This is a genomic window from Mycobacterium sp. NGS15, from assembly GCF_059813245.1.
In genome coordinates this window covers 111623-134687 of the sequence record NZ_JCALEF010000008.1, presented here as the reverse complement: position 1 = coordinate 134687, position 23065 = coordinate 111623, and the positions used below count along the sequence as shown (strand labels likewise).

General features: G+C 65.4%; 21 protein-coding genes. 18 read left to right on the top strand and 3 right to left on the bottom strand.

The window, feature by feature from the left end; translation table 11 throughout:
* Positions 1–5: 5 nt before the first annotated feature.
* Positions 6–1265, top strand: coding sequence for a YibE/F family protein (locus AC5Y5C_RS23590; RefSeq protein ID WP_499976971.1), 1260 nt, complete (start codon positions 6–8; stop codon positions 1263–1265).
* Here AC5Y5C_RS23590 and AC5Y5C_RS23585 read toward each other — a convergent pair.
* Both AC5Y5C_RS23585 and AC5Y5C_RS23580 read right to left on the bottom strand, forming a co-directional pair.
* Positions 1262–1954, bottom strand: a complete 693-nt coding sequence (locus AC5Y5C_RS23585; RefSeq protein ID WP_499976970.1) for a VOC family protein — start codon at positions 1952–1954, stop codon at positions 1262–1264. The two genes, AC5Y5C_RS23590 and AC5Y5C_RS23585, sit on opposite strands and share 4 nt — an antisense overlap.
* A 9-nt stretch (positions 1955–1963) precedes the next feature.
* Entirely contained in the window at positions 1964–3118 is a 1155-nt protein-coding gene (locus AC5Y5C_RS23580; RefSeq protein WP_499976969.1) for an FAD-dependent monooxygenase, read from the bottom strand.
* Between the two features lie 127 nt (positions 3119–3245).
* On the opposite strand from AC5Y5C_RS23580, the gene AC5Y5C_RS23575 reads away from it, so the two are divergent.
* From AC5Y5C_RS23575 to AC5Y5C_RS23510, 14 genes are all read left to right on the top strand, one after another.
* Entirely contained in the window at positions 3246–3860 is a 615-nt protein-coding gene (locus AC5Y5C_RS23575) for a DUF937 domain-containing protein (RefSeq protein ID WP_499976967.1), read from the top strand.
* Between the two features lie 178 nt (positions 3861–4038).
* A complete protein-coding gene (locus tag AC5Y5C_RS23570) occupies positions 4039–6699 on the top strand; it encodes a valine--tRNA ligase (RefSeq protein ID WP_499976966.1) in 2661 nt (886 codons plus the stop codon).
* Complete coding sequence (gene folC / locus AC5Y5C_RS23565; protein ID WP_499976964.1) at positions 6696–8132, top strand: bifunctional tetrahydrofolate synthase/dihydrofolate synthase; 1437 nt, start codon at positions 6696–6698, stop codon at positions 8130–8132. The genes AC5Y5C_RS23570 and folC overlap by 4 nt, the downstream gene beginning before the upstream one ends.
* A gap of 62 nt (positions 8133–8194) precedes the next feature.
* Positions 8195–8539, top strand: coding sequence for a DUF4233 domain-containing protein (locus AC5Y5C_RS23560; protein WP_499977043.1), 345 nt, complete (start codon positions 8195–8197; stop codon positions 8537–8539).
* 10 nt (positions 8540–8549) lie between these two features.
* Positions 8550–8960 carry a nucleoside-diphosphate kinase gene (gene ndk / locus AC5Y5C_RS23555; RefSeq protein ID WP_078298456.1) on the top strand — a complete coding sequence of 137 codons (411 nt, stop codon included), beginning with the start codon at positions 8550–8552 and terminating at the stop codon, positions 8958–8960.
* Between the two features lie 424 nt (positions 8961–9384).
* Positions 9385–12231 carry an Rne/Rng family ribonuclease gene (locus AC5Y5C_RS23550; RefSeq protein WP_499976963.1) on the top strand — a complete coding sequence of 949 codons (2847 nt, stop codon included), beginning with the start codon at positions 9385–9387 and terminating at the stop codon, positions 12229–12231.
* 250 nt (positions 12232–12481) lie between these two features.
* Positions 12482–12793 (top strand): 50S ribosomal protein L21, encoded by a 312-nt coding sequence (gene rplU, locus AC5Y5C_RS23545; protein WP_078291167.1) that lies wholly within the window; start codon positions 12482–12484, stop codon positions 12791–12793.
* 12 nt (positions 12794–12805) lie between these two features.
* On the top strand, positions 12806–13063 hold the full coding sequence (rpmA, locus tag AC5Y5C_RS23540) for a 50S ribosomal protein L27 (protein ID WP_078298462.1): 258 nt from the start codon (positions 12806–12808) through the stop codon (positions 13061–13063).
* 53 nt (positions 13064–13116) lie between these two features.
* Positions 13117–14565 (top strand): GTPase ObgE, encoded by a 1449-nt coding sequence (obgE, locus tag AC5Y5C_RS23535; protein WP_499976961.1) that lies wholly within the window; start codon positions 13117–13119, stop codon positions 14563–14565.
* Entirely contained in the window at positions 14562–15668 is a 1107-nt protein-coding gene (gene proB, locus AC5Y5C_RS23530) for a glutamate 5-kinase (protein WP_499976959.1), read from the top strand. The genes obgE and proB overlap by 4 nt, the downstream gene beginning before the upstream one ends.
* 137 nt (positions 15669–15805) lie before the next feature.
* Positions 15806–16444, top strand: a complete 639-nt coding sequence (locus AC5Y5C_RS23525) for a hypothetical protein (RefSeq protein ID WP_499976957.1) — start codon at positions 15806–15808, stop codon at positions 16442–16444.
* Positions 16445–16472: 28 nt separating this feature from the next.
* Complete coding sequence (locus tag AC5Y5C_RS23520) at positions 16473–17090, top strand: hypothetical protein (protein ID WP_499976956.1); 618 nt, start codon at positions 16473–16475, stop codon at positions 17088–17090.
* A gap of 172 nt (positions 17091–17262) precedes the next feature.
* Positions 17263–17856, top strand: a complete 594-nt coding sequence (locus tag AC5Y5C_RS23515) for a hypothetical protein (protein WP_499977041.1) — start codon at positions 17263–17265, stop codon at positions 17854–17856.
* Between the two features lie 70 nt (positions 17857–17926).
* Positions 17927–18469 carry a hypothetical protein gene (locus tag AC5Y5C_RS23510; RefSeq protein ID WP_499976954.1) on the top strand — a complete coding sequence of 181 codons (543 nt, stop codon included), beginning with the start codon at positions 17927–17929 and terminating at the stop codon, positions 18467–18469.
* Between the two features lies 1 nt (position 18470).
* Here AC5Y5C_RS23510 and AC5Y5C_RS23505 read toward each other — a convergent pair whose 3' ends face one another.
* Positions 18471–19337, bottom strand: coding sequence for a ribokinase (locus tag AC5Y5C_RS23505; protein WP_499976952.1), 867 nt, complete (start codon positions 19335–19337; stop codon positions 18471–18473).
* Positions 19338–19393: 56 nt separating this feature from the next.
* Here AC5Y5C_RS23505 and AC5Y5C_RS23500 point away from each other — a divergent pair, with 56 nt between their 5' ends.
* From AC5Y5C_RS23500 to AC5Y5C_RS23490, 3 genes are read left to right on the top strand one after another with little or no spacing between them, the layout of a single operon-like run.
* On the top strand, positions 19394–20698 hold the full coding sequence (locus tag AC5Y5C_RS23500; protein WP_499976950.1) for a glutamate-5-semialdehyde dehydrogenase: 1305 nt from the start codon (positions 19394–19396) through the stop codon (positions 20696–20698).
* A 13-nt stretch (positions 20699–20711) separates the two neighbouring features.
* A complete protein-coding gene (locus AC5Y5C_RS23495; protein WP_499976948.1) occupies positions 20712–21587 on the top strand; it encodes an AAA family ATPase in 876 nt (291 codons plus the stop codon).
* A 31-nt stretch (positions 21588–21618) separates the two neighbouring features.
* Positions 21619–23043: a vWA domain-containing protein gene (locus tag AC5Y5C_RS23490; RefSeq protein WP_499976946.1), complete on the top strand. Its 1425-nt coding sequence runs from the start codon at positions 21619–21621 to the stop codon at positions 23041–23043.
* Positions 23044–23065 lie beyond the last annotated feature (22 nt).

Here is a 23065-nt window from a genome sequence, read left to right as displayed (position 1 = left end):
CAGGCGTGTCGCATTCTCATAGTCATTCCCACGCGATGCCGACGGGTCCGGCACCTCTTGGATCCAACGCTGCCCGGATCGTGGTGGGTCTACTCGCCGCGATGGGGGTCGCGGTCCTTATCGGGCTGGTGACGTTGTGGCCCGAGCACCGCACCGTGGACATTCCGCTGCCGTATCAAAACGCCCACGGTGGCGCGGTGACCACGGAGTCGGGCACGGTGCTGTCGACGCGTCTCGGCGAATGCGGCAGCCCGTCCACCGGGCAGGTGCTCACCGCTGATCCCGCAGCGGGGCAGACGCCCGAATCTGCTTGTGCGCTTGACCTCATCGCAATCACCTCCGGCCCGAACTCGGGTGCCAGGACTCAGCTGGAGTTCACCTCCGGCGGCGGGCAACCGACTCTCGCTGCCGGAGAACGCATCCGGATCACCAGACAGGTCGACGCGCAGGGCGCCACCACCTACAGTTTTTACGACTACGAACGCACCTGGCCACTGATCGCCGTCGCCGCGGCGTTCGCGATCGTGATCTGCCTGGTGGCACGCTGGCGTGGATTGCGGGCACTCGTAGGCATTCTGGTGGCCTTCCTGGTGCTGGCCGTCTTCCTGCTTCCGGCGCTGCGCGACGGCGGTCCCGCGTTACCGCTGGCACTGGTCGCGTCGGCGACGATCCTGTTCGTGGTCATCTACCTCGCCCATGGCGTCAGCATGCGCACCAGCGCGGCGCTGCTGGGCACGCTCACGGCGATGCTTTTCGCGGCCGGGCTGTCCTGGGCCGTCATCGAAGTGACGCACCTGACCGGCCTGTCCGACGAGCAGAACAATGAAGTCGCCGCGTACATGGGGGGAGTGTCGATATCCGGTCTGCTGCTGGCCGGGTTCATCATCGGATCGCTCGGTGTTCTCAACGATGTGACCGTCACCCAAGCTTCAACGGTGTTCGAACTGTCAGAGCTGGGCGACGGCTCCACGCGTAAGGACGTGTTCCTGGGCGCCATGCGGGTGGGGCGCGATCACATCGCCAGCACGGTGTACACACTCGTGCTGGCGTACGCGGGGAACTCGCTGCCGCTCATGCTGTTGTTCAGCGTTGCCAACCGTTCCCTGGGCGACGTGCTGACCAGCGAAGGTGTGGCAATCGAGATCGCTCGATCCGCGGTGGGCGGTATCGCGCTGGTGCTTTCGGTTCCACTGACGACCGCCATCGCGGCGGCCCTGGCGACTCCCGCGAAGCGCGTCCAACCGAAGGCGGGCCCAGCGGCCTAACCGAACGCGCAGAAGTCGTTTCCATCCGGGTCGGTCAGCACGGTCCAGCGGATATCGGTATCGGGGCCGCGGACTGCTCGGGCGCCGTCGTGCACCAATTCGGCGGCATCGGCATGCACATCCCAGTGCCAGCGGTTCTTCACCACGCGCTGGTCCGCAACCCGAACGAACTTCCAGATCAGCTCACCCCATCCGGCGCCCCCGCGCAGCCACCGAAGGGTGCCGTCGGAGCCGGGCGTGAGTGTGCCGCCGACGAGGCCATGCCACCATTGGGCGATTTCGACCGGTTTGTCGCTGTCCGTGCACACCGCGAAGAGGCGTGCGGGCGTGTCACTTTCGAGATGGGGATCGAGGAAGGCACAAAACTCGTTGCCCTCGACGTCGGCCATCACGACCCATTCGGGTTCGGCGGTGAGTACCGTCGCGCCCAGGGCGACGAGGTCCTCCGTGGCACGCGCGTAGACATCGAAATGCACCCGGTTCTTGACGGACTTGGCCTCCGGGACGCGATTGACCCAGATGTCGACTTCCTTGCCGCGCCGGATGAGCACCTCACCGGCCTCGTCGATGTCGATCTCGCCGCCGATGGCCGCGGCCCAGAACTTGGCGACGGGCACCGGTAGTAGCGCGTCGATACAGAAGTCCTTGAGACTGGCGCTGGGCGCTGGCTCGAGCTCGGGATGAGACACAGGGAAATCCTAGGGGCGAACCACTATGTCGCACGCGTCATATCCGGCAATGCCCTGGAGCTGCCGCCAGAACAAGGAGGCCGGTATCCGTCCCGAAGCTCGCACCAGCAGCCCGCCCAATGCCGCGGGCCGTGCAAAGGTCGCGTGCCCGATCTGGCGACTCCGATTCACCACCACCCGGGTACGGGACCTTCGCCGGCGTGCGTACTCTCGGAAAGCGCTTGGCAGAGACGACCGTTCGGATATTGCGGCGCCCAGTACGGCTGCATCCTCGAGCGACTGGCATCCGCCCTGGCCCAGATGTGGCCGCATCGGATGCGCGGCGTCGCCCACCAGCACCACACGTCCGCCAGTGACTCGGCGCAGACGCCCGCGGTCGTAGATATCGCCGCGGAGCACCGATGACTCGTCGCTCTGGCTCAACAGGTCCGGTATGGGTTCTGCCCAGTTGCTGAACGTCCTTGCCAGGTAGTCGGTCTCGCCGTTAGAGGCGCGTTGCGCTTCGTGAGATCGCTCGCCGGCGAACCAGTAGGTGCGGCCGCCGGACATTGGCAGGTGGCCGAATTCAAGGCCCGGCCCCATGGTGATCCCGGCCAGCTCATCCGGAAGTGCGATATCGGATATACCGCGCCACGCGGTGTATCCGGAGTATCGGAACGACAGTGGCCCGTTGAGATACTGGGCGGTCAGCGATCCGATGCCGTCGGCTCCGACGACCGCGGCGGCGGTCAGTGAGAGGCCATCGGCCAGCTCGACAGAGGTTCCGTGCAGCCCATCTCGAACGTTGCTCACTCGGGCGCCATAGCGCACGGTTCCCGGCGCGAGCCGGGCAGCCAGAATCGCCAGGAGTTGATTGCGTTCGGTGACCGCGACGGGTTCGCCCATCGCCTTGGTGAGCTGTCCGTTGGGAGGTTCTCGCAGCACTCGACCGTCGTGCCAGCGCACCATACCGGCCTCTACACGGGCACTTACGTCACGCACATCGTCACCGACGCCGAGGGCATCACATGCCGCTAGTGCATTGGGCCACAAGGTAATCGCATATCCGGTGGAGTCGCCGTCCCGGTCGTCGAGAACCACGGCATCGCGTCCGGACCGTTGTAACGCGACTGCGGTGGCAAGGCCGGCGATACCGGCACCAACCACGACGATGTAGCCGCTCATAGCTCGACGTTATGGGTGGACCTCACAGGGGTAAAGGGTCTGAGGTTGTGATGTTCGGCATTCGTTCACTCGGGGCTGATCTGCTTGGCTAAGGTTTACCAAACCCCAGTTATCTAGGAGGAGACCCATGGCCACACTCGACGAGCTGCTCAACGAGATTCCCACCGACCAGATCGCAGCGAAGCTTGGGGTCGACAGCGAGACCGCCGACAAGGCGATCAAGTCCGTGGTCCCGCTGCTGGTGGGCGGATTTCAGGCCAACGCCGATGACCCGGACAAGGCCGCTGATCTGCAGGCCAATGTCAGCAGTGCCCCGAGCACCCTCCTCGATGGCGGAGTCAACGTCGAGGATGTCGATCAGAGCACGGGCAATGCGGTCGTTGCTTCGCTGTTCGGCGACAACAACGCCGACGATGTCGCCGCGAAGCTGGCCGGGGCGGGCGCGGGTAGCAGCGACTTGATCAAGCAGCTGCTGCCGATCCTTGCTCCGATCGTGCTGGCCTTCGTCGCCAAGAAGCTCACCGGGGGTGGTGCACAGGCTGCGCCCGCAGAGGCGCCCGCGGCCAGCGGTGGCGGTATCGGTGACATTTTGGGAAACATCCTGGGCAGCGCCGTTGGCGGCGGGGCGGCCTCGGGCGGAAACAACCCGCTCGGCAGCATCCTGGGCAGCGTGCTCGGCAGCAAGGGCGGGAGCGACGCCCTCGGCAGCATTCTGGGCGGGCTGCTCGGCGGTAAGAAGTAGCCACACAGCAGAAGACGAAACCACCCGGTGGGCCTCCATGGGCCGGGTGGTTTCGTCGCTGTAGGGCACGTTGTGCCGAGTGGATGTGACCTCGGTGCGGCATGTGGGCCGGATTCGTGTGGTGGCGTCACGCTCGGCGCGTGAAAAGCCGTGGACCGGCAACCCTAGAATCTGATGGGTGACCCAAAGTTCTGATACGAATGCCGCCAGCTCCCTGCCCACCTCATGGGATCCGGGAGCGGTAGAGGCGGAGCTCTACCAGGGCTGGGTCGATGCCGGATATTTCACCGCCGACCCTGCCAGCGAGAAGCCCGGCTATTCGATCGTGCTGCCGCCCCCCAACGTCACCGGCAGCCTGCACATGGGCCACGCGCTTGACCACACCCTCATGGACGCGTTGACCCGCCGCAAACGCATGCAGGGCTATGAGGTGCTGTGGCTCCCGGGTATGGACCATGCCGGTATCGCCACCCAGAGCGTGGTGGAGAAGCAGCTTGCCGTCGATGGCAAGACCAAAGAGGACTTCGGCCGCGAGCTGTTCATCGACAAGGTGTGGGACTGGAAACGTCAGTCCGGTGGCACCATCGGCGCGCAGATGCGCCGCCTCGGCGATGGTGTCGACTGGAGTCGTGACCGGTTCACCATGGACGAGGGCCTGTCCCGCGCCGTGCGCACCATTTTCAAGAAGCTGTTTGACGCGGGGCTTATCTACCGTGCCGAACGGCTGGTCAACTGGTCACCAGAACTGCAAACGGCGTTGTCCGATATCGAGGTCAACCACAAGGAGATAGAGGGGGAGCTGGTCTCCTTCCGCTACGGCTCCCTCGACGACAACGAACCACACCTGGTGGTCGCGACCACTCGTCTGGAAACGATGTTGGGTGACACCGCGATCGCGGTGCATCCCGACGACAGGCGGTACAGCGCGCTAGTCGGTCAGACGCTGGCGCACCCGTTCCAGGACCGGTCGATACCGGTTATCGCGGACACCCATGTCGACCCCGAATTCGGCACCGGCGCCGTCAAGGTCACTCCCGCCCATGACCCGAATGACTTCGAGATCGGGCTGCGGCACAACCTGCCGATGCCGACCATCATGGACACCCACGGCAGGATCGCGGACAGCCGAACGCAATTCGACGGGATGGACCGGTTCGAGGCGCGGGTGAAGGTCCGTGAGGCGCTGGCCGAGCAGGGTCGCATTGTCGCCGAGAAGCGCCCCTACCTGCACAGCGTTGGACACTCCGAGCGCTCGGGTGAGCCCATCGAGCCACGGCTCTCGATGCAGTGGTGGGTCAAGGTCGAGCCGCTCGCCAAGGCCGCTGGCGACGCGGTGCGCAACGGCGACACCGTGATTCACCCGGCCAGCCTGGAGCCGCGATGGTTTGCCTGGGTTGACGACATGCACGACTGGTGCATCTCTCGTCAGCTCTGGTGGGGCCACCGCATCCCCATCTGGCACGGTCCGAACGGCGAGATCGTGTGCCTGGGGCCCGATGAGACCGCCCCCGAGGGTTACGAGCAGGACCCCGATGTGCTCGACACCTGGTTCTCCTCGGCGCTGTGGCCGTTCTCCACGATGGGTTGGCCCGATGCCACCCCGGAACTGGAGAAGTTTTATCCCACAAGCGTTCTGGTCACCGGATACGACATCCTGTTCTTCTGGGTGGCGCGCATGATGATGTTTGGCACCTTCGTGGCAGGCGATCCCGCGCTCGACGGCGGCTCAGGGAAAGGCAAGGTGCCCTTCGAGAACGTCTTCCTGCACGGCCTCATCCGCGATCAATTCGGCCAGAAGATGAGCAAGTCCAAGGGCAACGGCATCGATCCGCTGGATTGGGTGGAAGGTTTCGGCGCCGACGCACTGCGCTTCACCCTGGCTCGCGGCGCCAGCCCCGGCGGCGATCTGTCTGTTGGCGAGGACGCCGCGCGCGCCTCGCGCAACTTCACCACAAAGCTGTTCAACGCCACGCGGTTCGCCCTGATGAACGGTGCGGCACTGGGCGAGTTGCCCGCCGCCGGTGACCTCACCGATGCCGACCGGTGGATCTTGGGCCGCCTCGAACAGGTGCGGGCCGAGGTGGATGCGGCGCTGGATCGTTACGAATTCAGTGTCGCCTGTGAGGCGCTGTATCACTTCGCGTGGGACGAGTTCTGTGACTGGTACCTGGAATTGGCGAAGGTTCAGATGGCCGACCACGCCGATGGCACCCGCATTGTGCTGGCGACGGTCCTGGACACCCTGCTGCGGCTGTTGCATCCCGTGATCCCATTCGTCACCGAGGTGCTGTGGAAGACGGTCACCGGTCAGGAATCGGTGGTGATCGCGGCCTGGCCGACCGGCTCCAATGCTGTGCCGGAAGGCCCCTATAGCCTTGCCGTGCAACGCATTGCCGATATGCAGAAGCTGGTGACCGAGGTGAGGCGGTTCCGTAGCGATCAGGGTCTGGGTGACCGGCAGAAGGTCGCTGCACGACTGGCCGGTGTCTCGGAGGCAGGCCTGGACGGACAGCTGGCCGCGGTGACATCGCTGGCCTGGCTGACCCCTGCCGAGGACGGTTTCAGCCCGACGGCCTCGGTGGAGGTGCGCTTGTCCGGTGCCACCGTGACCGTCGAGCTCGACACCTCCGGCACCGTCGACCTTGGGGCAGAGCGTCGGCGGCTGGAGAAGGATCTTGCCGCCGCGCGCAAGGAACTCGACGGCACCACAAGCAAACTGGGCAACGATGCGTTCTTGGCGAAGGCACCTGACGCTGTGGTCGAGAAGATTCGCACCCGCCAGCAGGTCGCCACCGAGGAGGTCGAGCGGATTACTGCTCGTTTGGCGGCGCTGGCGTGAGCGAGTCATTGGTTCCGGAACCCTCGCCCGATGAGATCGCGGCCTTGCTGCAGATCGAATATCTGCTCGACCAGCGTTGGCCCGAGACGAAGATCGAACCGTCGACCGACCGCATCGTCGCGCTGATGGAATTGCTGGGCTCGCCCCAGCGTGCCTATCCGTGCATCCATGTCGCCGGCACCAACGGCAAGACCTCGGTGACCCGGATGATCGACGCGCTGCTGACGGCACTGCACCGGCGCACCGGACGCACTACCAGTCCGCATCTACAGTCGGCGATCGAGCGTATTGCCGTTGACGGTGAACCGATCTCGCCGGCGAAGTACGTGGAGATCTACTCCGAGATCGAACCGTTCGTGGAATTGGTGGACAAGCGGTCGCAGGAGCAGGGCGGGCCCGCGATGAGCAAGTTCGAGGTGCTGGTCGCCATGGCCTTCGTGGCGTTCGCGGACGCACCCGTCGATATCGCCGTAGTGGAGGTTGGGCTGGGCGGGCGTTGGGACGCTACCAACATCGTCGACGCCCCGGTCGCCGTCATCACTCCGATCGGCATCGACCATGTTGAGTTCCTGGGTCCAGACCTCGCATCCATCGCTAACGAAAAGGCCGGAATCATCAAGCGGCACAAGCTTGATGAGATGACCGGTGAGGCGGGCCCCGATACGGTCGCCGTCATCGCCCAGCAGGCCCCGGAGACAATGGAAGTACTGCTGCGCCAAACTGTGGAAGCGGATGCGGCCGTGGCGCGGGAAGGTTCGGAGTTCTCGGTGCTGTCGCGTCAGGTAGCGGTCGGTGGCCAGGTGCTCGAGCTGCAGGGTCTGGGTGGCGTGTACTCGGAGATATTCCTGCCCCTGCACGGTGAACATCAGGCACATAACGCGGCGGTCGCGCTGGCTGCGGTGGAGGCATTCTTCGGAGCTGGTGCCGAACGTCAGCTCGATATCGATGCGGTACGAGCGGGATTCGCGTCGGTGATCGTTCCCGGACGACTTGAGCGCGTACGCAGTGCCCCCGCTGTTTTTCTGGATGCCGCCCACAACCCCCATGGCGCGGCCGCACTGGCGGACACCCTGCAATCGGAGTTCGACTTCCGGCGTCTGGTCGGTGTTATCAGCGTGATGGCCGACAAGGACGTCGCCGGAATTCTCGGCGCGCTCGAGCCGGCATTCGACGAGATCGTGGTGACGCATAACGGTTCGCCCCGCGCATTGGAGACGGACGCATTGGCGAGCATCGCCGTCGAGCTCTTCGGTGAAGACCGGGTCGTCGTGGCACCCACTCTGCTCGACGCCATCGAAACGGCCACGGCAATGGTGGAGGAGGCTGCCGAAGATGGGGGAGCGGAAGGCTTTTCGGGTACTGGCATCGTGATCACCGGATCAGTTGTCACCGCGGGTGCCGCGCGGACACTGTTCGGAAAGGACCCGCAGTGAGCAGTCCCGAGGACGAGACCCAACCGGCGCCCGTTGATCCCTGGCGGGGTTTTCGCGGGGTGATGGCGGGCACGCTCATCCTGGAGACGATCGTGGTGCTGCTGGCCATCCCGGTGGTGAAGATGGTGGGCGGCGGGCTGTCGCCGTTGTCGCTGACCTATCTCATCGGGGTCGCCGTGGCGATGATCGTGCTCTCCGGGATGCAGGGCCGGCCGTGGGCTCTCCAGGCCAACCTGGCTCTCCAGGTGGTCCTGGTGGCGGGATTCTTCGTGAACGCCGCGATCGGCTTCGTCGGGCTGTTGTTTCTGGGCGTCTGGTTGCTGATTTGGTACATGCGCAACCAGGTCCGTGACCGTCAGGACCGCGGCGAGCTGCCGGGTCAGCGAGGGCGGACTACCGACCAGTAGGCTGTCGCCCGTGACTGAGCGGACGCTGGTTTTGATCAAGCCCGATGGTGTGCGGCGGGGACTTGTCGGTGAGGTGCTGAACCGAATTGAGCGCAAGGGCCTGACGCTGGCTGCCCTTGAGCTCAAGAATGTCGACGAGTCGTTGGCAAGTGCGCACTATGCCGAGCACAAGGAGAAGCCGTTCTTCGGCTCTCTGTTGGAATTCATCACCTCGGGGCCTGTGGTGGCTGCCGTGTTGGAGGGACCGCGTGCCATCGCCGCCTTCCGCCAGCTCGCCGGCGGCACCGATCCCGTGGAGAAGGCCGCGACCGGCAGCATCCGCGGCGACTTTGCCCTGGAAACCCAGGAGAACCTGGTGCACGGATCCGACTCGCCCGAGTCGGCGGCGCGCGAGATTGCACTCTGGTTCCCGGCGCTCTGACCTAATCCACCTGACCTGATATCCACCTGACCTGACATCGCGAGTGTGCGGTTGCGTCGGTTTCCCTCGAAATCTCGGCGTAAATCGCACACTCGCGTGGTTTTGTGGCCCTGCGGATCGCGCGGGTGCATGGCTTGGTGCCCGCCGTCTGATTCGTATGGGATACTAAGTGTGGGCTACGGCACTTCGACCCCAATCGGGGCCGGTCGGAAACCCGAATGACGACACGGCGAGCGCGATTACCATTGCAGCACGTCAAGCCATCATTCCAGCCAGGCACTGGGTGGGTTCGGAACTGCGGCATCGCAGCTACGGATCGCTCGGAGCAAGACCACCACAAACCCGGACATAGCCCGGGTACATAGAGAGAAAGCCCTCGCGTGGCCGCGTCTGAATGACGCGCCCGGGGGCTTGAGGAGAATAAGTGGCCGACTATGAGCTACCAGAAGACCTACACACCAGCACTCCTGAGGGGGACCGCGCCGCGCTAACGCCGGCCCCCCCGCCAGTTCCTGCTGAGCAGGGAGAACTGCCCGAGAAGCTGAGGGTGCACAGCCTCGCGCGTGTCCTCGGGACCTCGACCCGTCGCGTACTCGACGCGCTGTCCAAGCTGGATGGGCGCGCCCGCAGTCCCCACTCCAATGTCGACAAGCAGGATGCCGCGAAGGTACGCGAGGTGCTGGCCGGCGAGGCGGAACCCACCGCCCCGGCAACGACTGCGGGTGCGGCTCCGGTAGTCGCCGAGGAGCCCGCCAGGGTAGTCGCCGAGGATCCGGCCGAGGACCCCGACGCCCCGCCGACCGGGCCGATCCTTGTCGCGGAGCCGACCGTCATCGAGGCTGCCGCGGTGCCGAGCCAGGCGACCGCGGGGCCCACCGCGTTCGACTACGGCCCGCTCTTCGTGGCGCCACAGGCTCCCGAGCCGCAGCAACGCCCCGCGCCTGTCGTGACGGACAGCGCTGAGGACCCCGATGAGGACTCCGATGACGGAGACGATTCAGACGCCGACGGTGACGGTGACCGTCCCGCGGCGCGTCGCAGGCGCCGGGGACGTCGTGGTCGCGGCCGTGGTCGCGGCGAGCAGGCAGGCGCCGATGGGGCAGAGGAGTCCGATGCCGAGGGCGGCGACGCCACCGATGGCGAGGATGCTGCCGACGACGCCGATGGTGACTCCGCCGCTGCAGAGGGTGACGATTCGAACACCGAGGATGGCGACACGCCCGAGGGCGCCAGCCGCCGTCGGCGCCGCCGGCGTCGGCGCAAGGCCGGAAGCGGCGACGAGGGCGATAGCGCCTCGGAGGACGATCCGCCGAACACCGTTGTGCACGAGCGCAAACCACGCGCCGAGCGTGCCGAGCGTGGGGACGAGATTCAGGGCATTTCCGGATCTACCCGCCTGGAGGCCAAGCGTCAGCGCCGCCGTGACGGACGCGACGCCGGACGGCGCCGCCCGCCGATCCTGACCGAGGCGGAGTTCTTGGCCCGGCGTGAGGCCGTTGACCGGGTGATGGTGGTCCGGGACAAGACCCGTACAGAGCCGCCGCACGAGGGCGCCCGGTACACGCAGATCGCCGTCCTGGAGGACGGTGTGCTCGTTGAGCATTTCGTGACGTCGGCTGCGTCCGCGTCGCTGGTGGGCAACATCTACCTCGGTGTCGTGCAGAACGTGCTGCCCTCGATGGAGGCTGCCTTCGTCGACATCGGCCGTGGTCGTAACGGTGTGTTGTACGCCGGTGAGGTCAACTGGGATGCCGCCGGTCTCGGCGGCTCCAACCGCAAGATCGAGCAGGCGCTCAAATCGGGCGATTACGTCCTGGTCCAGGTCAGCAAGGACCCGGTAGGGCACAAGGGCGCCCGCCTGACCACCCAGATCTCGTTGGCGGGTCGCTATCTGGTGTACGTGCCGGGTGCGTCGTCGACAGGAATCAGCCGCAAGCTTCCCGATACCGAGCGGCAGCGCCTCAAGGAGATTCTGCGGGACATCGTCCCCTCGGATGCCGGTGTCATCATTCGCACCGCGTCCGAAGGCGTGCGAGAAGAGGACATTCGAGCCGACGTGCAGCGGCTGCAGGAGCAGTGGCAGGACATCGAGCAGCGTTCCACCGACCTCGCTTCGAAGGCATCCGGGGCCGCCATGGCGCTCTACGAGGAGCCCGATGTGCTGGTCAAGGTGGTTCGTGACCTGTTCAACGAGGACTTCTCCAAGCTCATCATCGAGGGCGACGTCGCCTGGGGCACCATCGATGATTATGTGAAAAGCGTTGCTCCCGACCTTCTTTCGCGTATCAATCGTTATGATCCCGCTGACGGTCCCGATGTTTTCGCGGTACATCGCATCGACGAGCAGTTGGCCAAGGCTCTTGACCGCAAGGTCTGGCTGCCCTCCGGCGGTACTCTCGTCATCGATCGCACCGAGGCCATGACGGTTGTCGACGTCAACACCGGAAAGTTCACCGGCGCCGGCGGCAACCTGGAGGAGACGGTCACCCGCAACAACCTGGAAGCCGCCGAAGAAACCGTCCGGCAGTTGCGTCTGCGCGACGTCGGCGGAATCATCGTCATCGACTTCATCGACATGGTGCTCGAGTCCAACCGGGACCTGGTGCTGCGGCGCCTCACCGAGGCATTGGGACGTGATCGCACCCGCCACCAGGTATCCGAGGTGACGTCGCTGGGGTTGATCCAGCTGACCCGAAAGAAGCTCGGTACCGGCCTGATTGAGGCGTTCTCCTCGACCTGCGCCCATTGTGCAGGCCGGGGAATCGTGCTGCATGCCGACCCCGTCGACAACGGCAGTGCGGCAGCCGGGGGAACCAAGAAGGCCGAGACCGGCCGTCGTACCAAGCGTTCCCGCAAGGGCAAGACGGATGAGCCCGAAGTGGTCGTCGCCCGCACCCCACCTCACCCGCAGGGTGAACACCCGATGTTCAGGGCGATGGCGGCCGCAAATGACCACCACGAAGACGGAGAAGACGGCGACGCGGCCGAGGACGTGCTGGACAGCGACGTGACCGATGAGGTCGAAGAAATTGTCGAGGCCGTCCAGCGTGCGGAGACTCCGGATACACCAGAAGCCGAATCCGGGCCCGCGGTCGACGACAGTGCCATCACGCCGGAGACCGAGGCCGAAAAGGTGCCCGAGGTCGTCGCTGAAGAGCCGGATGAGCCCGCAGTGCCCGACACCGACCCTGAACCAGCTGCCAAGGCGCCCACACGACCCCGGCGGAGGCGGTCAGCCGCGCGTGCCGCGGGGCCTCCGGTAGAGCACTAGGCCGCTGAGCTGCTGTCGGTTGCAACGTTGACGGAAATCGCCAAGCGGTCGCGGGTGAGTGTGATCGGGCCGGGCCGCGAGCCGGTTTGACCCTTAGCCCGCTGGTCACGTAGCCTTGAGCAGTTGTCACGAGGCTTCCGGCCTGCGACACGCGGCCCAGTGGAAGAACTGAGCGGGCCCACCCACGATCCAGATGCGTCAGCCGACCTGGTTGCGCGCGTCCGAAGAGCAGAGCAGAGGTAGCGCAACGATGGCGACGTACGCAATCGTCAAGACCGGTGGCAAGCAGTACAAGGTTGCCGTCGGTGACGTGTTGAAGGTCGAGAAGATCGAATCGGAGCCCGGCTCCTCGGTGCAGCTGCCCGTCGCTCTGGTCGTGGACGGCGCTACCGTCACCACTGACGCGGACAAGCTGGCCAAGGTGGCAGTGACCGGGGAAATCCTCGAGCACACCAAGGGCCCGAAGATCCGCATCCACAAGTTCAAGAACAAGACCGGCTACCACAAGCGGCAGGGTCACCGTCAGCCGTTGACCGTGCTCAAGGTCACCGGGATCAAGTAGAGGATTTGACTCATGGCACACAAGAAGGGCGCGTCTAGCTCGCGCAACGGTCGTGACTCCAACGCGCAGCGGCTCGGCGTCAAGCGGTTCGGTGGCCAGCTCGTCAAGGCCGGCGAGATCCTGGTCCGTCAGCGCGGCACCCACTTCCACCCCGGCGTGAACGTCGGGCGTGGCGGCGACGACACCCTGTTCGCGACCTCCGCGGGCACCGTCGAGTTCGGCGCTCGCCGTGGTCGCCGGGTCGTCAACATTCTCCCGGTCGACGCTTAATAAGTGTTCTGTGTTCGGTGTGACCGAACACAGAACAGTGTGAAGGAGGCTTAATGCCTCGTTTTGTTGACCGTGTTGTCATCCATGCCAAGGCAGGTATCGGCGGTCATGGCTGCGCTTCGGTGCATCGCGAGAAGTTCAAACCACTGGGCGGGCCCGATGGCGGCAATGGTGGTCGCGGCGGCAGCGTGATTCTGGAAGTGGACCCACAGGTACATACCCTGCTGGACTTCCACTTCCATCCCCATGTGCAGGCGCCCAACGGCACCCAGGGCATGGGTGGCCACCGCAACGGCGCCAATGGCGATGACCTGATTCTCAGGGTGCCCGACGGCACCGTCGTGCTCGACAACGACGGCCGGATCCTTGCCGACTTGGTCGGCGCCGGTACGCGTTTCGATGCGGCCGCCGGCGGCCGTGGCGGACTGGGCAACGCCGCGTTGGCATCCCGCGCTCGTAAGGCCCCCGGATTTGCCTTGCTCGGTGAGGCCGGCGCCGAAGCCGATCTCACTCTCGAACTGAAAACCGTCGCCGATGTTGGGCTGGTCGGCTTCCCCTCGGCGGGTAAATCGTCTCTGGTCTCGGTGCTTTCGGCCGCAAAGCCGAAGATCGCCGATTATCCGTTCACGACATTGGTGCCCAACCTGGGCGTGGTGACCACCGGTGACCACTCCTTTGTGATGGCCGATGTCCCCGGCCTGATACCCGGTGCGGCCGATGGGCGCGGTTTGGGTCTGGAATTCCTGCGGCATATCGAGCGCTGCGCGGTACTGGTTCATGTTGTCGACTGCGCCACGCTGGAACCCGGCCGCGACCCGGTTTCCGATATCGACGCCCTGGAAAATGAGTTGGCGCGGTATCAACCGACGTTGCAAGCTGACTCTGTGTTGGGTGATCTGGCCGACCGGCCTCGCGCGGTGGTGCTCAATAAGGTCGACGTGCCCGAGGCCGCCGAGCTTGCCGACTTCGTCACCGAAGAGGTCTCTCAGCGCGGCTGGCCGGTCTTCAAGGTGTCCACGCTGACCCGAGATGGGTTACGGCCGTTGACCTTCGCGCTGTGGGAGATGATTGAGGCGGCCCGCGCCGCACAGCCCGCGCAGGTGAAGACCCGCGCGGTGATTCGGCCTATCCCAGTCGACGAGACCGGCTTCTCCGTGATCCCCGACCTCGAAAACCCCGGCGGATTTGTGGTGCGCGGGGTGCGCCCCGAACGCTGGATCCGTCAGACCAACTTCGAAAACGACGAGGCCGTCGGCTATCTCGGTGACCGGCTGGCACGCCTGGGTGTCGAAGATCAGCTGCTCAAGTTGGGGGCACAACCCGGCTGCGCGGTCACCATCGGCAATATGACCTTCGATTGGGAGCCGCAGACCCCGGCGGGTGTCGATGTGACCCTGAGCGGGCGCGGCACCGATTCACGTATCGACAAGATCGATCGCGTCGGTGCCTCCGAACGTCGCCAGGCCCGACGGGTACGCCGCGGGCAGGTGGAACCGGAGTGAACACGGGTGTGCACGCGCGCCAAGCAATTCAGGCCGCACGCACCGTTGTTGTGAAGGTCGGCACCGCCGCCCTCACGGATGCGACCGGAACATTCAGTGCCGACCGGATGGAGTACCTCGTCGAGGCCATCGAGGGACGGATGAAGGCCGGATCCGATGTCGTGATCGTGTCTTCGGGAGCGATCGCGGCGGGCATGGTTCCGCTCGGATTGACTAAGCGTCCCGCGGATTTGGCGACCAAGCAGGCCGCAGCCAGCGCGGGCCAGGTTGCGCTCATCAGTGCCTGGAGCGCGGCCTTCGCGCGCTATCGGCGCACCGTGGGTCAGGTGCTGTTGACCGCCCACGACATCTCCATGCGCGTGCACCACACCAACGCCCAGCGCACACTCGAGAAGCTGCGGGCATTGCACGCAGTGGCCGTCGTGAACGAGAACGACACCGTGGCCACCAACGAGATTCGCTTCGGAGACAACGACCGCCTGTCGGCGCTTGTCGCTCATCTCGTGGGTGCAGACGCGCTGGTGTTGCTCTCCGATATCGACGGGCTGTACGACTCTGATCCCCGAAAGGGAAACGCGCGCTTCATTTCCGAAGTAAGCGGACCGGAGGATTTGGACGGTGTGATCGCCGGGCCGGGTGGTGCCCGTGGCACCGGGGGAATGGCCTCGAAACTCTCGTCGGCTCTGCTGGCCGCGGACGCCGGCGTGCCGGTGCTGTTGGCCTCGGCGACCGAGGCCGAGGCAGCCCTGGGGGACGGATCCTGCGGAACTGTGTTCGCCGCGCGACCGCAACGCATGTCGGCCCGCAAGTTCTGGGTGCGTTATGCGGCCGAGGCGACCGGCTCCCTCAGCCTTGATGCCGGCGCCGTGCGCGCGGTGGTGGCATCGCGCCGTTCCCTGCTGCCCGCCGGCATTACCGAGGTGTCCGGGCGCTTCCACGGCGGCGATGTCGTCGAGCTTCGCGATACCGATGGCACCATGGTCGGCCGCGGTGTGGTGGCCTACGACGCCGCCGAATTGGCGACCATGGTGGGTCATTCCACCAGTGAGCTACCCGAGGATCTGCGGCGCCCGGCAGTGCACGCGGACGACCTCGTCACCTGAGCGCTTCGCGCCTTGCCCGAAAGAGTGGCGCATCGCAACGGCGCCTGATAGAAATTGTCAGCTGGTTCACAGCTTGGGGGAGGTTCCCCAATTTCGATGCAGCGTGCTTTGCGCTGGTCAGGCACGGAGGGGTACCGATGGCAGGTCGGTTGACCAGGTTCGTCAGTGCGGTGGTGCTTGCGCTGGGGGCGGTGACAACGTCGGCCGTCGCCGCAGCGACATCGACCGACGAAAGCCAGATCCGGCAGGTCGTTTCCGCCGAGTTGACTGCATTGCGGGCGCTCGATCCCACTGCCTACGCGCAGAACTTCTGTGCGGAATACCGCGATGGGTACGAGGCGTGGGTGCAGCGCAACATCACGCCGCCGCCCTTCGAGGACCTTGAGGGTGCCAATCCACGGCGACTGACTGCGGTGCTCCACAAGAATTTCCCCACGGTGTCGGACGCCGCAATCCAGGCTTTCGTCAACGCCGCGACCGCGGGCGAGCGGGATGCATATCATCGGTCGTGGCTTGGGATTCTGCGAGAAGAGTTCTCCCACTACTCATATCGGGTGCGCCAGGTGCAGGTCACCGGCGATCAGGCTGATGTGACGGTTCAGGCCACCTTGGGCAAGGCGTCGGGCACCGTCCAGTGGCAGTTCCTTCGCGAGAACGGTGACTGGAAGGACTGCACGGCGCCCCCGGCCGAATCCGATGCCGCGGTTCCCTCGCTGAAGGGTGAAGCGCCCCAGGGGCTTCTCGGTGAGATCGGCGACGTGCGTGCAGCGGGATAACGGAAACCTGGATCGAAGGAGAATGACCATGCCGAAGAACGTCTTCGCTTGGCTGGCAGTATTTTTCGTGGCTATCGGGCTTGTTGCGCAGAGCGCTGTCGCAAGCGCCACCGCGGCGGATGAGGCAGAGATCCGGGATGTCACCGCGGGACGGCTTGCGGCGTTGCAGGCTGTGGACGCGGTGCAGTACGCGTCGTTCTTCTGCGGCGATGTTCGGGACACGATCGAATCGGATTGGGGACAATCGTTCTCCCCACCTGAGGTCGGCCGTTTGGAAGGCGCGAACCTGAAGAAGCTGCGCGCGAAGGTGCACGAGGTGTTTCCCCTGGCTTTAGACGCCACTGTTGAGGATTTCGTGATCGCGGTGGACAACCAAGACCAGCAGGCGTTGTCATCGGCGTGGCACCGGTTCTGGGTGGAGACTTTCGCGCACCTGACCTTCAAAGTCACCAAGGTGACGGTGAACGGCGAGACGGCCAAGGCGACCATCGCGTTCCGCAACACCGGTGGACGGGGCAACGAGCCGAGGAAGTTCGTGCGCGAGGACGGGGCCTGGAAGGACTGCACACCCGAAGCCACGCAAACCGAGACGGCGATCGGTAACGATGCGCCTCTGCTAGACGCCCTGACCGGCGCCGAGGGCTAACGGATCTCGCCGCTGGTCGCGGCGATCACGGCGCGATCTCCCCGCCGGCGCTGGCTGGTAGGTTTGCTCAGTCAGGGTGCACGAGCTGATCTGGACTGATAGAAATTAGCTCGGAGACGAGTGGTCGATACGAGCGAGGGTTGTCATGGGTTGCCGGAGATGGGCCGGGGCGGTGCTACTGGGGGCGCTGCTGTTCGGTGGGGTGGGTTGCACGCAAACTGTGGCGGGGGATGCTCAGCCCAACGCTGAAGCGGTCGCCGCGACGCGCGACGAGAATCAGATCAAGGCCCTGATCGAGAAGCAGAACACCTACACCTCGAGCTTTGACTTCGCGAAGCTCGCGGAGACCAAGTGCGCCAAGTACCGGGAAGCCACCGCCCAGAGCGGACCGCCCATCCCCCCGATGAGCGAAATCGCGCCGCCCGAGATCGCCACCGTGCCCGGCGCCGGCGATGCGCTGCGCGGATTGCTGGCGCAGAAGTTCCCCACGGTGCCGCAAGACGTCATCAATGCCGTGGTCGACAGTCTTGTCGCGCAGGATGAGCAGGCCTACCAAACGGCGATGCGCAATCTGCTGAAATCGCTCATCACCGTCAAGGTGACCGATGTGCAGAACATCGAAATCAAGGGCGACCAGGCCACCGCCGATATCACGATCACCACCACGTCGGGAAACAAGACGCCCTCCCAGGAGAAGCAGACCGTCAAGTACGTCAGGGAAGACGGAAAGTGGCTGGACTGTGCGCCGCCGACCGGCGGGTCCTAGTCCGGACGTAACGGACCCGGTGTCCTGCGGCGATAACGTGATGGAGTACTGCCAGCCAGGGGAGGGAACCGTGAAGCAAACACTCGTAGTCATCGCAGCGGTTGCCACGCTGGCCGGCCTCGGGGCGCCCGCGGCGGGTGCGGCGCCCAATCGCGACGCGGTGACGGAACACGTACGGGCCTGGGAAAAGGCATACAACGATGTCGACACCAACAAGATCGGCGACCTGACCTGCGATAAGTATCGCGACCGCGAAATGGCGAATAACGAGTCGCGGATCCCGACCTGGGACGACTTCACCAAGCCCAAGGATCTGTACGCCAAGTTTCCCAAGCTCGCTCAGGAAACCCTTGATCAGCTGCTTGACGCCGCCAAACGCAAGGACGCCGCGGCCTTCCGTCAGGCGTCGGTACAGGTGGTGCGCGAGAACGCGCATCTGACAGTCACCAATATCGACAAGGTCAATGTCATCGAGGCCAAGAACGCGACGGCGACGGTGACGACGTCGTCGGTGTGGGGCAACGACTCACCCAAGACCACCACGTCCGACTGGTACCTGACCTACGAGCGTGACGCCTGGCGGTACTGCAACCCGGTCCTGACGGTTCGCTGATTTACGCTCCCTTGAGCGACAGCTCGATCCTGGCCGCCGACGGAGCACAGTTCCCGGCGCCGGTGCGCAGAGTGGCGAGCGCTCCGGCCACATTCGCCCGCCGCAGGGCCGTCTCGGCTCCGTGCGGCCACCACGCCGCCAGTACCCCGGCGAACACATCACCGGCGCCGGTGGTGTCGATCGGCCGCACCGGATACGACGGAACCGTGATATCGCCTTGTGGGCTGCGGTAACGCGATCCCTCCTCGCCCAGTGTGGTCACCAGGTGCCGTGACGGGTACAGCCAGGATCTGGCCTCGGTCTCGTTGACGACGACCACGCTCGCGCGGAAGGCCAGCTCCGCCATGTCGGGTGAGCGCTCGGGTACAGGGGAAGCGTTGAGTACGAATTGCTTTCCGGCCTCGGCGGCCCACCGCGCCGCCGTCAACGCGATCGGAACCGGGATCTCCAGCTGGCACAGCAACACATCGTGCGAGCAGATGATGTCCTTATGCACCTTCTCGTCCAAGGTGAAGGCAGTGTTGGCGCCGGGGGCCACCACAATGGAGTTCTCGCCGGAGTCCTCCACGGTGATGGTGGCCATTCCGCTGGGCCCGTCCACCTCGACGAGTCCATCGAGTCCAATGTTGTTGTCCTCCAAATGAGATCGCAGCATTGGCGCGGCGCCGTCGCAGCCCACCGCTCCGATGAACTGTACCGAGGCGCCGGCACGTGCCGCGGCGACGGCCTGGTTGGCGCCCTTGCCTCCGGGCGCGGGCCGGGCCGATGTCGCCAGCACCGTCGCCCCTGGGGCGGGCAGCTCCTCTACCCGCAACGTCAGATCCATGTTGACGCTGCCGAGAACACATACTGTGGCTAACTCGGTCACCCGCCTAGGCTAGTCCTGGCGCAGCTACATTTCGGGCACCCGGATACCCTGACACGATGAGCGTTTCAACCAACGAGTTGGCCGCACCCACATCGGAGGTCTCCGGTGCGCCCGCGGATCTGCGCGCGGACGTTCATGATGCCGCCCGGCGGGCACGGGTCGCCGCTCGCGATCTGGCCCGGCTGACCGCCGATACGAAAAACACCGCGCTTCGAGCGGCGGCCGATGCGATTGTGGCCGCCACCGATTCGATCATCACGGCCAACGCCGATGACGTGCGGCGGGCTCAGGACGCCGGTATCGGCGTGGCCATGCTCGATCGGCTCGCACTGGACGAGCGCCGGATCGCCGGTATTGCCGAAGGACTGCGCCAGGTCGCGGGTCTACCGGACCCCGTTGGGGAGGTGCTGCGCGGCTCCACCCGGCCCAACGGACTGCGGCTGCGTCAGATCCGGGTGCCGCTCGGTGTGGTCGGCATGGTGTACGAGGGGCGACCGAACGTCACGGTCGATGCATTCGGGTTGACTCTCAAATCGGGCAACGCCGTGCTGCTGCGCGGTAGCTCCTCGGCCGCAACCTCTAACACCGAACTCGTGCGGGTGCTACGTGAATCGCTGGTCGACGGCGGGTTGCCGGCCGACGCCGTGCAGCTGCTCGACAGCCGGGACCGGATGACGGTGACCCACCTCATCCAGGCTCGCGGCCTCGTCGATGTCGTGATTCCGCGCGGCGGAGCCGGCCTCATCGACGCCGTGGTCCGCGATGCGCAGGTGCCTACCATCGAAACCGGTGTCGGCAATTGCCATGTGTATGTGCACGCCGACGCCGACCTTGAGCTGGCCGAGCGGATTCTGTTGAACTCGAAGACCCGTCGGCCCAGCGTGTGCAATGCGGCGGAGACGCTCCTCATCGATCGTGAGATCGCGGAGGCCGCGGTGCCGCGGCTGATCGGTGCGCTACAAGCCGCCGGGGTCACCGTGCATGGCGATCTCGCGGTGCCGGGCGTCGTTCCGCTGACCGAGGCGGACTTCGACACCGAGTATCTGTCACTGGATATCGCGGCCGCCGTCGTCGACGATCTCGATGCCGCGATCCGTCATATCGAGCGGCATTCCAGTGGACACACCGATGCCATCGTCACCGCGAATCTCGGTGCGGCCCAGGAGTTCACCGACCGCGTCGACAGCGCGGCGGTGATGGTCAACGCCTCCACCGCGTTCACCGATGGCGAGCAGTTCGGGTTCGGTGCCGAGATCGGCATCTCCACCCAAAAGCTGCACGCCCGTGGCCCCATGGGGCTGCCCGAACTGACCACCACGAAGTGGATCGTCCTCGGCGACGGTCAGATCCGTCCCGTCTAACACCTGGAGCACTGTGCCTGACCGAACCCAGACCGCGCCGCTGTTCACGAGCATCGACGACGTCATCGCCCGGCTGGCGGAGACCGGGTACCTCGCCGACACCGCCACGGCCACGGCGGTATTCCTGGCCGACCGACTGGGCAAGCCGCTGCTGGTGGAGGGGCCCGCGGGTGTTGGCAAGACCGAATTGGCCAGGGCGGTGGCGCAAACCACCGGGTCGGAGCTGGTACGCCTGCAGTGCTACGAGGGCGTCGACGAGGCGCGCGCGCTGTATGAGTGGAACCACGCCAAGCAGATCCTGCGCATCCAGGCAGGATCGGGCGACTGGGACGAGACCAAGACCGACGTCTTCGCCGAGGAGTTCCTGCTCTCACGGCCGCTGCTGACAGCGATCCGTCGCGAGGACCCCACGGTTCTGCTCATCGATGAGACCGACAAGGCCGATATCGAGATCGAGGGTCTGCTGCTGGAGGTGCTCAGCGACTTCGCCGTCACCGTCCCCGAGCTGGGCACCATCAAGGCCAGTAGGCGGCCCTTTGTTCTGCTGACCTCCAATGCCACCCGAGAGCTTTCCGAGGCACTCAAACGGCGCTGCCTGTTCCTGCATATCGATTTTCCCGATACCGAGCTGGAGCGCCGCATCCTGCTCAAGCGCGTCCCGGAGCTGCCGGCCGCGCTCGCCGAGGAGCTGGTGCGCATCATCGGTGTGCTGCGCAGCATGCAGCTCAAGAAGGTTCCCTCGGTGGCCGAGACCATCGACTGGGGGCGCACCATCTTGGCCCTCGGGCTGGACACTCTCGACGACGCCGTCATCGCGTCGACGCTCGGCGTGATTCTCAAACATCACTCCGACCAGCAGCGTGCCGCCGGAGAGCTGAGGCTGAACTGATGAGCGCTCGTGCGAAGAAGAGACGGCACTAATGCCCCCGCGTAAGCCCTCCAAGGCGGTGCTGCCCCTGGCGCCGCACGGGCTGCCGGGGCATCTGGTGGGCTTCGTGGAAGCGCTGCGCGAACAAGGCATCTCGGTGGGCCCGTCGGAGACGGTCGACGCGGGTCGGGTCATGACGGTACTGGGGCTGCACAGCCGCACCGAACTCCGCGAAGGTTTGGCCTGCGCCGTCTTGCGCCGCGCCGATCATCGGCCCACCTTCGACGTGCTGTTCGATCTGTGGTTTCCGCCCGCGCTCGGGGCGCGTTTCGTCGACGTAGACGTGGACGAGCCGCTCGACATCCGGGACATCGAGCAGGTGCGTGAGCAGCTGGTAGACCTGCTGGCCTCCGATGCCGGCGATCTGCCACTGAATTCGTTGATCGCTCAGATCGTGGAGGCCTACGGGAAGTACAACTCCACCCGGGGGACGTCCTACTCGGCGTATCAGGCGATGAAGTCGTTGTCCTTGGACCAGATCGAGGCCAAGCTGCTGATGGGCTTGCTCGGCGACGGCGACTCCGATTCCCCGGCCTCGCCCACGGGCGAGGCGGTTGCGAAAGCGATGGCAAAACAACGCATCTCGAAGGTCCGCCAGCTCGTTGAGGCGGAGACCAAACGCCGCACCGCCGAACAGCTGGGGCGGGAACGCGTGACGGCGTACGGTGTGCCACAGCTTGCCGAGAACGTGGAGTTCTTGCGCGCCTCGGGGGAGCAACTGCGCAACATGCGCCGTGTCGTACAGCCGTTGGCACGGACCTTGGCCAGCCGTCTGGCGGCGCGGCGGCGACGTGCACATACCGGCCAGATCGACCTGCGCCGCACCCTGCGCAAGTCCATGTCCACCGGCGGCGTGCCCATCGACGTCGTGCAGAAGAAGCCACGCCCGGCCCGGCCAGAGCTGGTCGTGTTGTGCGATGTGTCGGGATCGGTGGCCGGGTTCTCGCATTTCACGCTGTTGCTGGTGCATGCGCTGCGTCAGCAGTTCTCGCGGGTGCGTGTCTTCGCCTTCATCGACACGACCGACGAGGTGACCCACCTGTTCACGCCCGACACCGACCTTGCCGAAGCCATCGTGCGGATCACCCGGGAGGCAGAGGTGTTCACCGGCGATGGGCACAGTGACTACGGGCATGCCTTCAAGACGTTCGTCGAGAAGTTCCCGACGGTCCTTTCCCCCCGAAGTGCGCTGCTCATCCTGGGTGACGGACGCACCAACTACCGCAATCCTGCGGTCGAGGTGCTCTCATCGATGGTGTCCTCCAGCAGGCACGCTCACTGGCTCAATCCCGAGCCCAAGAACCACTGGGGAACCGGTGATTCGGCCGCCACGCGGTACCAGGACGCCATCACCATGCACGAATGCCGATCGGCCAAGCAGCTGGCCACGGTGATCGACAACCTGCTGCCCGTCTAGCGCCGGTCAGCACTCCAGTAGG

Bases quoted from the DNA above. Each gene is read 5' to 3' on its own strand.
- AC5Y5C_RS23580 (WP_499976969.1), bottom strand. From the start codon at position 3,118: ATGAGCGGCTACATCGTCGTGGTTGGTGCCGGTATCGCCGGCCTTGCC.
- AC5Y5C_RS23575 (WP_499976967.1), top strand. From the start codon at position 3,246: ATGGCCACACTCGACGAGCTGCTCAACGAGATTCCCACCGACCAGATC.
- AC5Y5C_RS23560 (WP_499977043.1), top strand. From the start codon at position 8,195: ATGGCGGGCACGCTCATCCTGGAGACGATCGTGGTGCTGCTGGCCATC.
- rplU (WP_078291167.1), top strand. From the start codon at position 12,482: ATGGCGACGTACGCAATCGTCAAGACCGGTGGCAAGCAGTACAAGGTT.
- rpmA (WP_078298462.1), top strand. From the start codon at position 12,806: ATGGCACACAAGAAGGGCGCGTCTAGCTCGCGCAACGGTCGTGACTCC.
- obgE (WP_499976961.1), top strand. From the start codon at position 13,117: ATGCCTCGTTTTGTTGACCGTGTTGTCATCCATGCCAAGGCAGGTATC.
- AC5Y5C_RS23525 (WP_499976957.1), top strand. From the start codon at position 15,806: ATGGCAGGTCGGTTGACCAGGTTCGTCAGTGCGGTGGTGCTTGCGCTG.
- AC5Y5C_RS23520 (WP_499976956.1), top strand. From the start codon at position 16,473: ATGCCGAAGAACGTCTTCGCTTGGCTGGCAGTATTTTTCGTGGCTATC.
- AC5Y5C_RS23500 (WP_499976950.1), top strand. From the start codon at position 19,394: ATGAGCGTTTCAACCAACGAGTTGGCCGCACCCACATCGGAGGTCTCC.
- AC5Y5C_RS23490 (WP_499976946.1), top strand. From the start codon at position 21,619: ATGCCCCCGCGTAAGCCCTCCAAGGCGGTGCTGCCCCTGGCGCCGCAC.